Origin of the sequence: Olivibacter ginsenosidimutans (assembly GCF_039542865.1) — a bacterium.
GTDB classification, from domain to species: domain Bacteria; phylum Bacteroidota; class Bacteroidia; order Sphingobacteriales; family Sphingobacteriaceae; genus Olivibacter; species Olivibacter ginsenosidimutans.
Genome location: NZ_BAABIQ010000008.1, coordinates 47,753 through 61,981, shown reverse-complemented (window position 1 = coordinate 61,981; position 14,229 = coordinate 47,753). Strand labels below are relative to the sequence as shown.

At 36.7% G+C, this 14,229-nt stretch carries 13 protein-coding genes; 7 read left to right on the top strand and 6 right to left on the bottom strand.

From position 1 onward, the window contains the following. Positions 1 to 70 precede the first annotated feature (70 nt). Together ABD930_RS07540 and ABD930_RS07535 are read right to left on the bottom strand one after the other, a co-directional pair. Entirely contained in the window at positions 71 to 1,570 is a 1,500-nt protein-coding gene (locus ABD930_RS07540; protein ID WP_345231109.1) for a M56 family metallopeptidase, read from the bottom strand. 2 nt (positions 1,571 to 1,572) lie between these two features. Further along, positions 1,573 to 1,938, bottom strand: coding sequence for a BlaI/MecI/CopY family transcriptional regulator (locus ABD930_RS07535; RefSeq protein ID WP_345231108.1), 366 nt, complete (start codon positions 1,936 to 1,938; stop codon positions 1,573 to 1,575). Positions 1,939 to 2,057: 119 nt separating this feature from the next. Between ABD930_RS07535 and ABD930_RS07530 the strand changes: the two genes are divergently transcribed. Both ABD930_RS07530 and ABD930_RS07525 read left to right on the top strand, forming a co-directional pair. Next, entirely contained in the window at positions 2,058 to 2,588 is a 531-nt protein-coding gene (locus ABD930_RS07530; RefSeq protein WP_345231107.1) for a DUF3347 domain-containing protein, read from the top strand. A gap of 124 nt (positions 2,589 to 2,712) precedes the next feature. Next, positions 2,713 to 3,999: a citrate synthase gene (locus ABD930_RS07525; RefSeq protein ID WP_345231106.1), complete on the top strand. Its 1,287-nt coding sequence runs from the start codon at positions 2,713 to 2,715 to the stop codon at positions 3,997 to 3,999. Positions 4,000 to 4,040: 41 nt separating this feature from the next. Here ABD930_RS07525 and ABD930_RS07520 read toward each other — a convergent pair whose 3' ends face one another. Further along, a complete protein-coding gene (locus ABD930_RS07520; protein ID WP_345231105.1) occupies positions 4,041 to 4,253 on the bottom strand; it encodes a hypothetical protein in 213 nt (70 codons plus the stop codon). A 64-nt stretch (positions 4,254 to 4,317) separates the two neighbouring features. Here ABD930_RS07520 and ABD930_RS07515 point away from each other — a divergent pair, with 64 nt between their 5' ends. Continuing rightward, complete coding sequence (locus ABD930_RS07515; RefSeq protein ID WP_345231104.1) at positions 4,318 to 5,496, top strand: prolipoprotein diacylglyceryl transferase; 1,179 nt, start codon at positions 4,318 to 4,320, stop codon at positions 5,494 to 5,496. Continuing rightward, positions 5,489 to 6,289 (top strand): inositol monophosphatase family protein, encoded by an 801-nt coding sequence (locus ABD930_RS07510; RefSeq protein ID WP_345231103.1) that lies wholly within the window; start codon positions 5,489 to 5,491, stop codon positions 6,287 to 6,289. The genes ABD930_RS07515 and ABD930_RS07510 overlap by 8 nt, the downstream gene beginning before the upstream one ends. A 70-nt stretch (positions 6,290 to 6,359) precedes the next feature. Here the strand turns inward: ABD930_RS07510 and ABD930_RS07505 are convergent, their stop codons facing one another. The 3 genes from ABD930_RS07505 to ABD930_RS07495 all read right to left on the bottom strand — a co-directional run bounded on the left by ABD930_RS07505 (position 6,360) and on the right by ABD930_RS07495 (position 8,693). Next, entirely contained in the window at positions 6,360 to 6,914 is a 555-nt protein-coding gene (locus tag ABD930_RS07505) for a NifU family protein (protein ID WP_345231102.1), read from the bottom strand. Between the two features lie 110 nt (positions 6,915 to 7,024). After that, positions 7,025 to 8,359 (bottom strand): adenylosuccinate lyase, encoded by a 1,335-nt coding sequence (purB, locus tag ABD930_RS07500; protein ID WP_345231101.1) that lies wholly within the window; start codon positions 8,357 to 8,359, stop codon positions 7,025 to 7,027. Between the two features lie 136 nt (positions 8,360 to 8,495). Further along, positions 8,496 to 8,693 (bottom strand): hypothetical protein, encoded by a 198-nt coding sequence (locus tag ABD930_RS07495; protein WP_345231100.1) that lies wholly within the window; start codon positions 8,691 to 8,693, stop codon positions 8,496 to 8,498. Positions 8,694 to 9,041: 348 nt separating this feature from the next. Between ABD930_RS07495 and ABD930_RS07490 the strand changes: the two genes are divergently transcribed. The 3 genes from ABD930_RS07490 (at position 9,042) to ABD930_RS07480 (ending at position 14,163) form a co-directional block, all read left to right on the top strand. Beyond that, positions 9,042 to 9,602, top strand: a complete 561-nt coding sequence (locus ABD930_RS07490) for an RNA polymerase sigma factor (RefSeq protein ID WP_345231099.1) — start codon at positions 9,042 to 9,044, stop codon at positions 9,600 to 9,602. Positions 9,603 to 9,661: 59 nt separating this feature from the next. Next, positions 9,662 to 10,759 carry a trypsin-like peptidase domain-containing protein gene (locus ABD930_RS07485; RefSeq protein WP_345231098.1) on the top strand — a complete coding sequence of 366 codons (1,098 nt, stop codon included), beginning with the start codon at positions 9,662 to 9,664 and terminating at the stop codon, positions 10,757 to 10,759. Positions 10,760 to 10,896: 137 nt separating this feature from the next. Then, positions 10,897 to 14,163 (top strand): S41 family peptidase, encoded by a 3,267-nt coding sequence (locus ABD930_RS07480; protein WP_345231097.1) that lies wholly within the window; start codon positions 10,897 to 10,899, stop codon positions 14,161 to 14,163. Positions 14,164 to 14,229 lie beyond the last annotated feature (66 nt).

Sequence of the window (14,229 nt, the reverse complement as noted above, 5' to 3'; positions counted from 1 at the left end):
AAGCAAACTTAGATAAAATGCATTGCAGTACAAAACAGGAGACGTAAGCCTTTTATATTTAATATAACGGTTATTTGGCTTTCTTTTTGGTTACGATATAAATTGAACCTTTTCCTGTAGCAGCATCTTTTACAACGTTCATCGAATCTATAGTATTTGGATCTAGCTGTTCAAAGTCATCACGCTTAATGGATACACCGTTCACGAAGAATTTGGTGCCTTTCGGAATTTCGCTTTTTATATCAACTTCGTTTTCTGCATGTATATTTGTTACGGAATCTGCATTCTTTTTAGTTTCCCCATGCTTTACTTTGGTTGTAATTAACACGACGCCATTTTTCGCTCTCGTTCCATAACGTGGGCCATAAACAGCCCATGCTGACGTGTCTTTTAAAACTTCAATACGCTCAATGTTGTTTGGGTTAACCGCATTTAACGTACTAATAGGTTTACCATCTAGTATATAAAGTGGATCACCTAGTTTGATTCCGGGAATCCGGGCGCCTTCTTTTTTGTCTACAGAATCTTTCCTAACCTTTATTTTCGTTATTCCCACCGACCGGCTTTTTGTCGTGTCTTGTTTGGGGTTTTCAGCTATCTTTAATGGTTTTGAATTGCCTATTGTGTTTTTTGTGGAATCTTTGAGATTATTTTCAGTAGCTGATAATTGCTTGCTGACTAAATTAGATGAGATATCCTGTGTTTCCTCATAGGCTTTACTAATCGTAAAAATCAGTGCTAAGACAATGATTAGTGGTAAAACCAACACATACTTGCCTAAATTTATCTTAGCTGATTGCCGTTTATTCATCATACGAATTCTTTTTTTAAGGGTTTGCATACTGAAATGATTCCCAATGATCATGTGCTTATCGCTAGTCATAATGTGAACTAAACTGTATTGATAGGATTTCCTATCAACGCCGCTAGCTAAAACTTTTCGGTCGGTAATGAATTCCAGATTTTCTTTAATGGCTTGACGCATGAACCATGTTGTCGGATTGAACCAAAAGCCTATTGTTAAAAGTTCTACAAGTAGAACATCTAGAGTATGTAATTCTTGAGTATGGACCAACTCATGCTTAAATATATCATCCAAATCTGCATCCTTATGCAAGGATGGGTTGACATAAATAGTTTTCCAAAATGAAAAAGGATTAATTTTTAGCAAAACCTTGCGGTAATCGTATGTGGTATATCGGCTAGGTTCCGATTGTTTATGAATACGCCACAGTGTAAAAAGTCTGATAAAAAATCGAACAGCGAAAAAGGAAACGGTTAACCAAAATAAACCGACAGAAACATCCCAACCATCAATTTTCGGACTTACTTCGCTGGTTAGTTCTTGCCAGTTAACCATAAGAACAGCCGTAGATTTTAAATACTCTTGTCGCTGTAAAAAACTAGAGATATCCAATAGGGGATACATAAGCGCTATTAAAGTCCCTGCAAGTAAGTAATATCTATTCAGCATATAAAATGTTAATTTCCTTAAGAAAAAATAATAACCTAAATAGAAGAGAGTTAATACAATATTCGCTTTTAATAAATAAATGATTAATTCAGGCATAATTATTCATCTTTTTGATTATCAATCATTTTTAAAATATCCTTTAATTCGTCTGCACTTATTTTGTCTTCCTGGGCAAAAAAACTGACGAGTTCTTTATAAGAATTTTTAAAGTAATTACTTACAAAACCGTTCATGAATTTCTTTTGGTATTCTTCTTTGACAATTACAGGCTCGTACCGATAAGCATTGGCATATTTAACTCCTTTAACATAACCTTTACGTTCTAAGTTTTTCATTGTTGAAGCTAAGGTTGTATAGGGTATTTTTTGTCCTTGCATTTGGTCTAAAAGTTCTTTTACAAAGCCACCTCCATTTTTCCAAACCAGCTGCATAGCATCTTCCTCTTGTGCTGTTAATTTTTCCATGCTATTTATGTTTATTTCGTAATACTACGAATAAATCGTAAATAAGACAAGTTTTTTAAAAAAAATATAGAAAACAATAGATGGTAGCTATTTGTTGATAGAGATGTAAAAAACCTCAGATGAAAGCTAAAACATTCTTATATTTAATTGTCATGGTATCCATTGGCATTTTTGGCGCCTGTGGTAGCCGAACAGGTGATCAGCATTTAAGTGCCTCCGACACAACCGCCGTTCAAGCCCAGGGCATTATTTTAGAAAATGATACATTAGCTGCAATCTTTGCCCACTATATCGCTTTAAAGGATGCTCTAGTGGCTTCTGATGCTAAATTATCAGGTGAAGCTGCCGATAGATTATCCGAAAGCTTAAAACCCATACATGGCTGTGAAAATACAGCGGTTCTAGCTCAGGAAATAGCCAATTCAACGGATTTAACGTTACAACGTTCAGCCTTTTCGACAATTAGCACAGATCTGATTGCTTTATTTCAGCACGCACCTCTTCATGCAGGAGAGATATATGTTATCCATTGCCCAATGTATAATAATAAGGCTGGTGCTGACTGGTTATCGACTTCATCTGCCATTAAAAATCCGTATTTTGGAGACGAAATGCTTACATGTGGTACAGTGACTCAAGAAATTAAATAGTGCCTCTTTTTTAAATTACGGTCATCCTAAATTAATATATCGTAAATTAATTGAAATATTTGTTGCCTGTACTATGTTTTAAGGCTTTTTTTTTTAGTTTTGTTTACAAACCATAGAAATTATTATGTCAGAAAAAGTTTCAGTAACTATAGGAGATAAGCAGGTAGAATTACCAATTGTTATTGGTACAGAAAATGAAAAAGCGCTAGATATTTCAAAAATTAGAGCAGAAACAGGTTTCATCACACTTGATCCAGGTTTTAAGAATACAGGTGCCACAACTAGTGCAATCACTTACCTTGATGGCGAGAATGGCATTCTTCGATATAGAGGTTATCCTATTGAGGAATTAGCCGAGAAATCGTCTTTCCTAGAAGTTGCTTATTTACTTATATATGGTGAGTTACCAAAAGAGAAGGAATTTAAGGACTTTCAAAAAATCGTAAGTCGGCATACCCTCATTCATGAAGACATGAAAAAATTTTTTGAAGGTTTCCCTACCAAATCACATCCAATGGGACAACTTTCAGCGTTGGTAGGAGCTTTATCCGCATTTTATCCTGAGTCCTTAAATCCAGATGCATCAGAAGAGGAAGACAATCTTACCATCATAAAATTACTGGCAAAATTTCCGACGATTGTTTCATGGATCTATAAAAAGTCTTTGGGACATCCAGTCATTTATCCAAAGAACAGCTTGGATTATGTAAGCAATTATCTTAATATGACCTTTGGGCAGGTAACAGAAGAGGTAACAATTGACCCAATCGTTACTTCAGCGATGAATAAGTTACTTATCTTACATGCCGACCATGAGCAAAATTGCTCGACATCTACCGTTAGAATGGTGGGTTCGTCTAATGCCAATCTGTTTACTTCGGTATCTGCTGGTATATCGGCTTTGTGGGGGCCGCTGCATGGTGGTGCAAATCAAGCGGTCATTGAGATGTTGGAGAGAATTAAAGAAGATGGTGGCGATTCTGAGAAATGGTTAGCGAAAGCAAAAGACAAGAATGATCCTTTTCGTCTAATGGGATTTGGACATCGTGTATATAAAAATTTTGATCCGCGAGCCAAGATTATTAAAAAAGCATGCGACGATATTTTAGATAGTCTGGGAGTAGAAGATCCTGTATTAGACATTGCAAAAAAATTAGAAGAAACGGCTTTAAGTGATCCTTATTTTGTCGATCGGAAGCTTTATCCAAACGTTGACTTTTATTCTGGAATTATATATCGCGCTCTTGGCTTCCCTACCGATATGTTCACGGTTATTTTTGCCTTGGGTAGGCTTCCAGGTTGGATTGCTCAATGGAAGGAAATGCGTACGAACAAAGAGCCCATAGGCCGTCCTAGACAAATTTACACTGGTCCCGGAAAACGTGATTACGTGGCCATGAAGGATCGGTAAAGCAAGATATAAATATACAAATAGGGAGGTTAATCACCTCCCTAACTTTTCCGATTGCCACTAACCAATGCTATAATACCTCCTCCAACAAGTATCGCTCCGATATACGGTGGCCAATTAATCTGTTTCTCTTTATCGGCTTTAATTTCTACAGGTCCCAAATCGGCAACTTTTTCCTTTTTAGTATACGAAAAACCTGTCCAAACAAGCATAATTACTCCTGCAACGATTAATATAATTCCTAGTATTCGCATATACCTAAATTTATCTTTTTAATGGTAACAAGAAATTCGACTCAAAGTTTTTTATCTTTAAACCATGTTTCCAACATTATCCCATCTTATTGAGTATTTAACGGGTATCTTTATTCCTCTTCCCGTACAAACATTTGGATTATTTGTAGCTTTTGCTTTTTTAGCAGCTTATTGGGCATTTAAAAGAGAATTGATCCGAAAAGAAAATAACGGACAATTAAGACCAATAAAGGAACAAGTCGTCATAGGTGAAGCCCCACATCCCTTAGAGATTCTAATGAATGCGATTATAGGATTCATGATTGGCTTCAAGCTTCTCTATGCACTTTTTCATTATCAATTATTTACTGATGACCCACAGGGATTTTTACTATCAGACAAAGGAACGATAATTGGTGGATTAGGTTTAGGTGTGCTATTTGGGTATTGGCTTTACCGTGATAAGAAAAAAAATCAACTTCCGCAGCCTAAAACAGTAGAGAAGACGGTCCATCCATACGAGTTGATGGGAAAAATTTTGATCTGGGCTGCAATCTGGGGATTAATTGGTGCTAAAATTTTCCATAACCTCGAATATTGGGATGCCTTTGTAAAAGATCCTATCAGCAGCCTATTGTCTTTAAGTGGATTAACGTTTTATGGGGGAATAATTTTGGGCGGTATTGCTGTGATCGTTTACACCAAAAAAAGAGGTATTCACCCTTTATATATGCTCGATATTGGTGCTCCAGGAATGATGCTGGGCTATGCTGTTGGACGATTAGGTTGTCAATTATCAGGAGATGGCGATTGGGGAATTGAAAATTTGCAAAAGAAACCTACCTTTTTACAATGGATTCCAGATTGGGCCTGGGCCTTTAGGTTCCCTCATAATGTAATCAATGAAGGTATTCCAATAGCAAATTGCCAAGGCAAGTTTTGCCACGTGCTTCCCACACCAGTTTACCCAACCTCGTTCTATGAATTTTTGATGGGTCTGATCCTTTTTCTAATTTTATGGATTTTACGCAAGAAAATTCGTATTGCAGGCATGCTTTTTTCTATTTATTTATTATTAAATGGTTTAGAGCGTTTTTTTATTGAACGTATTCGGGTCAATTCCACTTATCATTTTATCGGACTCACTTTTACACAGGCAGAATTCATCGCATCGCTTATGATGACTGCAGGATTGGCTGGTCTGTTTTACACTAGTTTCTATGCAAAAAAACATCCGGAAACCATAGCTCCATTATATGTTTAATTTATCACAACTTACTAATCAAGTATGTACTATCGCCAAAGAGGCTGGTAGTTTTATCCGTGAAGAACGTTTGAATTTCGACAGTAGTAAAATTGAACAGAAGGGGTTGCATGATCTCGTATCTTATGTCGATAAATCGTCTGAAAAGCTAATTGTACAACAATTGCAACAAGTATTACCTGAAGCAGGATTTATTACTGAAGAAAAAACGGTTCAACAGCAAAAGGGAGCGATTTACGAGTGGGTAATAGATCCCTTAGATGGGACAACCAATTTCATTCACGATATTCCCGCCTATTGCGTAAGCATTGCCTTAACGAGGCAACGTATGCCCATCATTGGAGTGGTTTATGAAGTAAATCGTGATGAGTGCTATTATGCGTATGAACAGGGTGGAGCCTTCTTAAATGATGAGGCCATACACGTAACGGAAACAAGTACATTAGCAAATTCCTTATTAGCCACTGGTTTTCCATTTTACAAATTTGAATACCAGGACGAGTATATTAACTTGCTAAAATACCTCATGCAACAGTGTAGGGGAATTAGGCGAATTGGATCAGCTGCATTAGACTTAGCCTACGCAGCTTCAGGTAGATTTGATTGTTTTTTCGAATATAATTTAAATGATTATGACATGGCAGCAGGTCTATTACTAGTAAAAGAAGCCGGTGGAGAACTCTTTGATTTTGAATGCGGAAAGGAAATGTTGGATAAACGTTCTGTAATTGCAGGAAATAAAGTAATTACAAACCTTGTAAAAGAGGCTGTACAACAATATTTCATCAAGTAGCTCTTTCGATATAAAGACTGTTTAGGTACCTAAACAGTCTTTATATCGAAGATAATCCTATCATGCTTACTTACATTGCTTCTGCAATGACCTCTTGTACTTCAGGAACCATTCGTTTAAGCAGGCCCTCTATACCAGCTTTTAGCGTAAAAGTTGATGAAGGGCATCCACTACATGATCCTCTTAGCTCAACGGTTACAATGCCTTCATCAAAAGATTTATAAGCAATCGCTCCGCCATCTTGTTCCACTGCTGGCCGAACATAATCGTAAAGCACTTGCTGAATTTTCTTTTCCGTTTCACTGCCTTCAAAAACAATTTCTTCATCTCTAACCGTTTCCTGAATGAGCAATTCAGATTCAACTGCTCCTTTAACAAAATCCTTAAGAATAGGAAGGATATCTTCCCAATCGCTATCCTCAGATTTTGTTATCGTCACAAAATTACTAGCGAAAAAAACCCCATTTACAAAATTGAATTTAAAAAGTTCCCGAGCGAAAGGAGAACTCTGTGCTTTTTCTTTATCTGGAAAATCTAAACTTCCGTTATATAATAACTTATTAACCAGAAACTTCATGGTTGCTGGATTAGGAGTACTTTCTGTATATACGTTAATGGTAGCCATCTTATTGCTATTTATAATAAAACAAAACTAGTAAAAATAAAACGGGAGCGAAGTCAGTAATTCGTCATACTTAATTTAATAATAACAGCATTTGCTTATTTTACTTGTTTTCAAACACCAGTGTAGGACCAAGGGGTGATCTTTTTCAATTCAGCTTTAATGTCATCCGTTACATCCAACTGATCTATAAAATTTGTAATGGCGATTTGGTTTATTGTCCGGTTGGTTCTTGTTAAATCTTTTAATGCTTCATAGGGTTTAGGATATCCTTCTCTCCTTAGAATAGTCTGAATAGCTTCAGCCACTACAGCCCAATTTTTTTCCAAATCAGCTTTTAGTGCTTCTTCGTTCAAAATTAGCTTTTTAAGTCCGCGCATAATAGACGTAAAAGCAATGAGTGTGTGTGCAAACGGAACACCTATATTTCTAAGCACTGTTGAATCTGTTAAATCACGTTGTAATCGAGATATGGGTAGTTTAGCTGCCAAGTACTCAAATAATGCATTTGCCAATCCCAAATTGCCTTCTGCATTTTCAAAGTCTATAGGATTAACTTTATGAGGCATCGCTGAAGAACCTATTTGGCCAGCAATAATTTGTTGTTTAAAATAATCCATCGAGATATAGGCCCAAATATCCCTACATAAATCGATCAAAATGGTATTCACTCGTTTTAGTCCATCACAATGTGCAGCAAAATTGTCGTAATGTTCAATTTGAGTTGTAGTCTGCGATCGCGAAAGCTGCAATTGTTTATTTACGAAATCATTTCCGAAACTAATCCAATCATGTTCAGGATAGGCTACATGGTGCGCATTAAAATTACCGGTCGCTCCGCCAAATTTAGCCGAAAACGGAATTTGCTGAATTTGTTGTAGCTGTACTTTCAAACGTTCAACAAATACACCGAATTCTTTGCCTAAACGGGTGGGAGATGCGGGTTGTCCATGAGTTTTAGCCAGCATAGGAATAGTTTGCCACTGACTTACCAAACTTTCAAGTTCATTCAGTAATTCTTCAACATGTGGATAATAGACCTTATGCATAGCCTCTTTCCATGAATACGGAATAGCTGTGTTATTGATATCCTGCGAGGTAAGGCCGAAGTGTATAAACTCCTTAAAACCCTGTAGACCGAGCGCGTCAAATTTTTCTTTAATAAAATATTCAACCGCTTTGACGTCATGATTCGTTGTCTTCTCCAATTCTTTAATGCGTTGAGTATCAACTTCAGAAAAGTCTCGATAAATATTTCGCAAATCTTCTGGAGATGTAAAGCCCTCGAGTTGGGGGATCTCGGTAGCTAAGGCTATGAAGTATTCAATTTCTACAAATACCCTATAGCGAATCAAAGCCGCTTCGGAAAAAAAAGATGAAAGTTCTTTTGTCGCATGATGATAGCGACCATCTACAGGTGAAATTGCTGTTAGGGGAGAAAATACCATGATAATCTAAATATCGTATTAAAAGCGCAAAGTTAAAAAAAATATGCTTACGAAATAACGCTGAGCACAACCGCTGAACAGCATAAAAAAAGGCCACCTTATAACAAGGTGGCCTTTTTTTATTTCAATTTTTGAATTACTGAGCTTCTTTAACTGTAGTGTCAGCATTCACAGTAGTATCAGTAGTGATTACTGTAGTATCGGGCTCGTTAGGAGTAACAATAGTAGTTGTATCAGTTGTTTCTTCAGAGCTTTCACCTGAGTTTGAATTACAAGCCGCAACAGTTAAAGCTAAAGCTAAACCTAAAAAACCGAATTTGAATAAATTTTTCATCGTTAATTTTCTTTTCTGATTAAATAAAAATTGTTTATTTATCCCTTTATACCGTGTAAAAGGAAAGGTAACCCAACAATTTAAAAAAAAAATATTTTTCTCTTGTATATGCACTCCGTGACAGTCCATATACAGCACATAAACAGATAAAATAATATTGTATTTTTGGCCAATTTATGGATGATCGCTCAGTAAAGAAACGATGACCACATACTAATCATACTATGAATACAGTTATAGTATTTGGTTTAGGTTAGCCTTGTTAAGACCAACATGAGCGTCCTATGAAATATAGACAAAAAAGGGACAATCGAGTGGGTTACTATTTGCGTTTTAATGTATTAACTAGTGAGTAAAGAAAAAAAGTATACGCTATCTGAAGATGAGGAGTTAATCTTTGGCATCCAAAACGGGGATGCCAAAATAATGGAAAGTTTATATAGAATACACTTTCCAGTGATTATGCGACTGATAGTAAATAATGGGGGAGATGTTGATGATGCAAAAGACATTTTTCAAGAAGCTGTTATCATTTTGTACGACAAGATTAAGGAAGGATCTTTTGAGCTCAACAGCAAGTTAAAAACATATCTCTACTCGGTAAGTAGAAATCTTTGGTTAAAGCGATTGACAAAAAAGGGTATTTATACCAACATTGAAGATTTTGAAGATAGGCTGCCAGTAGAAGAAGATATTGAATCACATAAAGAACGTGATAGACAGTTTATGTTGATGGAAGATGCGTTAATGAGGTTGGGAGAACCCTGTCAAACCATCATTAAGGATTTTTATCTCCGTAATTTATCTATGCATGATATCTGTGAAAAATTTGGGTATACCAATACAGATAACGCGAAGAACCAAAAATATAAATGTTTGCAACGATTAAAAAAGTTGTTTTTTGGTTAGCTTAAGTGGTTCAGAAACATTTGTGTTTCGTATGTTAATGCTTAAAAATACGTATAGAGATGAAAAGTGAACGAGATTTTTTAGATCAAGCAGAGGCCTATATAAAGGGTGAACTGAATGAGCAGGAGGCAAGTCTATTTAAGGATTATCTTGCTAGTGATCGTCATGCGCGAGAAGATTTTATAGCGCATCAGCAATTTATCGAGAATATTAAACGCTACGGGGAAAGGGTGGCGTTAAAAGAAGAATTAAATAACATTCACGCTAATCTCGATGTAGAAGAAGTACTGGCATATGCTATGCCTAAAAAGCCACTCATTATGCGTCTATGGGATAAATATAAAATCAATTCTTTAGTTGCTGCATCTGTTGCTTTACTTGCGGTCTTCTCTACGTTATGGTTAACCGGCTTTTATTCAAAAGATGATACTTCTCGCTATATCGCTCTTCGACGAGATATGAACAATATTCGTCAGAATGTTAAAGCACAAAATGCTTTAATTAAAGATATTAACAAAAATAAAGCGGGCATAACAACCCCAAGCCATTATGGTGCTACTGGCTTTGCACTCTCATCTAATGGTTATATCATGACTACTTATCATGTCATAAAAGATGCAGATTCTGTTTACCTTCAAAATAATGCTGGCATCTCTTATAAAGGAAAAGTGATTTATACTGACCCAACGTATGATATTGCTGTTTTAAGCATAGTAGATGAGAATTTTAAGGATTTTGGAAACTTACCATACACCTTTAAGCAAAATGCAGCTGATATTGGAGAAGACGTTTATACCATTGGCTTTCCTCGTGAAGAAGCGGTATATGGTCGAGGCTATTTAAGTAGCAATACGGGTTATAGTGGCGATACAGTAGCTTACCAAGTATCCATTCCAGTAAATCCTGGAAACAGCGGAGGACCTGTATTAGATAATAGGGGCAACATTATTGGGGTAATCAATAGTAAACAAACGGAGACTGATGGTGCAGCTTTTGCAATTAAATCAAATTATGTGTTGAAAGCACTAGCTGATATTCCGGAAGACAGCTTAGATAAGAAAATAGTCATTAATAAGAAAAATACATTAGCTAACTTAAGTCGTACTGAGCAAATCAAACGGGTTCAGGATTATATTTATATGGTTAAGGTATATTAAATTCCCTCTATATAAAATTTACTTAGGGTCTCTGTTAAAAAACAGAGGCCCTATTGTTTTTTAGGAACAATTTTACCTAAGTTTGCGAAATTCACGAAGTAAAAACCTCGATTTATCATTTCTAAAAATTATCACACATGAAACAACTATTAACTAACCTAAAAACATCCATTTTAATCTTCTTGTTTATGCCATGTACATGGATATATGCACAATCAGAAGCTTTGTGGCTAAGATATCCCGCAATATCACCAGACGGAACCACCATTGTTTTTGGCTATCAGGGAAATCTTTATAAAGTTGACGCTAATGGAGGTGCAGCAACCGCGCTCACTGTGGGCAGCTCGCATAGTATGATGCCTGTATGGAGTAGGGATGGAAAATCTATAGCCTATGCCAATAATCGAAATGGGAACTTTGATGTTTATGTCATTCCTGCAGAAGGGGGATCGGCCACACGACTTACTTACAATAGTGCCAACGATTATCCATATGATTTTACGATAGATAATAATGAAGTTATTTTCGGAAGTTCAAGGGAAGCACCAGCAGAAAGCGTTCGCTTTCCGAGCATACGTTTATTTCAAAATCTTTATCGCGTAAAAAAAGATGGAGGACGACCATTATTAATTAGCGCTGCAGGAGTAGAAAATGCACATTTCAGTCCAGATGGTACCTATATTGTCTTTCAAGACAGAAAAGGTTATGAAGATCCTTGGCGTAAGCATCATACCTCAGCAGTTGTACGTGATATCTGGCTGTATAATTTGAAAAACAAGACTTATGAAGCGCTAACCAATGAAGAAATTGAACATCGTGAACCTGTTTTCAGTCATGATGGGCAATTTGTCTATTACCTTAATGAAAAAGATGGTACATTAAATATTTATAAAAAGGGCGTCCGACTGCGGATTGCGGATCAACAATTAACGCATTTTACAAAGAATCCGGTTCGTCATTTAAGTGTTTCGAATGACAATACCTTGGCATTTACGCAAGATGGAGCTATCTATACCTTAAAAGAAGGGACCCAAGCGAAACGATTAACCATTACCATTAATGTTGATGCTGGCCAGGCTCAGGCATCAAATCTACCGTTAAATGGACAGGTCAGTGGATTTGAGCTTAGTCCGGATGGTAAACAAATTGCCTATGTAAGCAGAGGGGAAATATTTGTAACAAGTGTAGAAGGTGATTTTACCAAGCGCATTACTAATACCGCTGGACAGGAACGTATGGTGAAGTGGTCGCCAGACGGAAAAAAACTGATTTACGCGGCTGAAAGGGGAAAGAACGGGTGGGGTATTTACCAAAGCAGTTTAGTAGATACCGATGAACCTTATTTCTTCAATAGCACTTTATTAAAGGAAGAACCATTACTTGTAGGACAAACGGATAATTTTTTACCAAAATTTTCTCCCGATGGTAAGGCCATCGCTTATGTAGAAGAAAGGAATATGCTTAAGGTTTATACGTTAGCGAATAAAAAAACGATAACTATTTTACCAAAAGGCCACAATCATTCTTATGCAGATGGCGATTGGGGCTTTGAATGGAGTCCAGATAGTAAATGGCTATTAGTTGATGATGAATGCGGTTATTTTGGGACTTCCCATACGGCTTTAATAAAAGCTGACGGAACGGGTGAAATTAAATACCCTATCATTAGCGGTTTTGGTGAGAATGGAGCCCGTTGGCAGATGGAAGGTAAAATGATTACTTGGCTTAGCAGTCGTTATGGCAGGAAATCCTTAGCCTTTCAAGGCAGTCGCGAGCTGGATGTATTTGGCGTGTTTTTGGATCAAAAAACCTATGATAAATACCAATTAAATAAAGATGAGTTTAATTTATTAAAAGAGAAGGAAGAAAAGCAAGAGAAAAAAGAAAAAGAGAATAAGGATGCCGATAAGGGAAAGAAAAAAAAGGATGATAAAGAGGAGGACATGGCTCCAAAGGCATTACAATTTAATCTCGAAAATTTAAAAGATAGAGAGGTACGGTTAACCATTAATAGTTCTTCCATAAGCGATTATGTGTTAACAAAAGCGGGAGACAAGTTATTTTATTTAGCTGCCTTTGAAAAGGGATATGATCTGTGGGTAACCGAACCTCGAACAAAGGAAACAAAAATTTTAGCTAAGCTGAGCGGCTCACCTAGTGGTATTGAAATGAGCAAAGATGAAAAAAGTCTTTTTGTCGTCAACAGAGGGAATTTAGTTAAAGTAGAAGCTTCCAGTGGAAAGATTACACCAATTAGCAGTAAAGGAGAACTATCCTTAGATGCTGCGGCTGAACGGGAATACATTTTTAATCATGCTTGGTTACAAGTAAAGAAGAAATTTTATGACCCCACTATTCATGGTATAGATTGGGATGGTTATGAGCAGACCTATGCACGTTTCTTGCCTCATATCAACAATAATTTTGATTTTCAAGAATTATTGAGTGAAATGTTAGGCGAATTGAATGCTTCACACACCGGAGGTCGTTTTTCACCATCCTACAGCAATCCAGATATTACAGCAGCCTTAGGCCTGCTTTATGATGAAACGTATACAGGAAAAGGGCTTAAGATTAGTGATATTATTCAAGGAGGACCAGTAGCCAATGCTGATTCAAAAATAGATAAGGGGAGTATCATTTATACTATCGACGGTAATGTTATAGATGATACCGTAGATTGGGCAAAATTCCTAAACCGAAAAGTAGGCCAATATGTCAGTCTGAGTGGAAAAAATGCTAAGGGTGTTGATTTTACTGAAACCATCAAGCCTATAAGCATGGGAGAAGAAGCATCCTTAATGTATAAACGGTGGGTGAATAGTCGTAAAGCCTACGTGGATAAAATCAGTAATGGTAAAATTGGATATGTCCACATTGAAGGGATGAGTGATGCCAGTTTTAGAGAAGTATACGATCAGGTCATGGGTGAAAATATGGAAAAAGAGGCCCTTATTGTGGATACACGTTTTAACGGAGGCGGATGGTTGCATGACGACTTAAATACTTTCTTAAGCGGTAAAGAATACCTGAAATTTGCACCTCAAGGGGATATTGTAAAGGGAGGGGAACCGATGTCGAGGTGGAACAAACCTAGTGCGGTTGTCATGAGTGAAAGTAATTACAGTGATGCTTTTATTTTTCCCTACATATACAAGCAAAATGGATTAGGTAAGCTCATCGGAATGCCTGTTGCTGGTACTGGAACTGCTGTTTGGTGGGAAACCCAAATTGATCCTACACTCGTATTTGGAATACCCATGGTAGCTACCATTGGAAAGGAACAACGTCCTACAGAGAATTTGCAAGTAGAACCAGACATTAGGATACCACTGCCTTATGAAGATTTTTTAACGGGTAAAGATCCACAGCTTGACGCAGCTGTCAAAGAATTACTTCAATAAAGAAACTACTGTAATTATTAATAAATGTAAATAGGCTCCTTAGTTAACCCTAAGGAGCCTTATCTT

Excerpts from the sequence above, each read along its gene's own strand:
- ABD930_RS07540 (WP_345231109.1), bottom strand. The coding sequence starts at position 1,570 with ATGCCTGAATTAATCATTTATTTATTAAAAGCGAATATTGTATTAACT.
- ABD930_RS07535 (WP_345231108.1), bottom strand. The coding sequence starts at position 1,938 with ATGGAAAAATTAACAGCACAAGAGGAAGATGCTATGCAGCTGGTTTGG.
- ABD930_RS07530 (WP_345231107.1), top strand. The coding sequence starts at position 2,058 with ATGAAAGCTAAAACATTCTTATATTTAATTGTCATGGTATCCATTGGC.
- ABD930_RS07525 (WP_345231106.1), top strand. The coding sequence starts at position 2,713 with ATGTCAGAAAAAGTTTCAGTAACTATAGGAGATAAGCAGGTAGAATTA.
- ABD930_RS07520 (WP_345231105.1), bottom strand. The coding sequence starts at position 4,253 with ATGCGAATACTAGGAATTATATTAATCGTTGCAGGAGTAATTATGCTT.
- ABD930_RS07515 (WP_345231104.1), top strand. The coding sequence starts at position 4,318 with ATGTTTCCAACATTATCCCATCTTATTGAGTATTTAACGGGTATCTTT.
- ABD930_RS07510 (WP_345231103.1), top strand. The coding sequence starts at position 5,489 with ATGTTTAATTTATCACAACTTACTAATCAAGTATGTACTATCGCCAAA.
- ABD930_RS07505 (WP_345231102.1), bottom strand. The coding sequence starts at position 6,914 with ATGGCTACCATTAACGTATATACAGAAAGTACTCCTAATCCAGCAACC.
- purB (WP_345231101.1), bottom strand. The coding sequence starts at position 8,359 with ATGGTATTTTCTCCCCTAACAGCAATTTCACCTGTAGATGGTCGCTAT.
- ABD930_RS07495 (WP_345231100.1), bottom strand. The coding sequence starts at position 8,693 with ATGAAAAATTTATTCAAATTCGGTTTTTTAGGTTTAGCTTTAGCTTTA.
- ABD930_RS07485 (WP_345231098.1), top strand. The coding sequence starts at position 9,662 with ATGAAAAGTGAACGAGATTTTTTAGATCAAGCAGAGGCCTATATAAAG.
- ABD930_RS07480 (WP_345231097.1), top strand. The coding sequence starts at position 10,897 with ATGAAACAACTATTAACTAACCTAAAAACATCCATTTTAATCTTCTTG.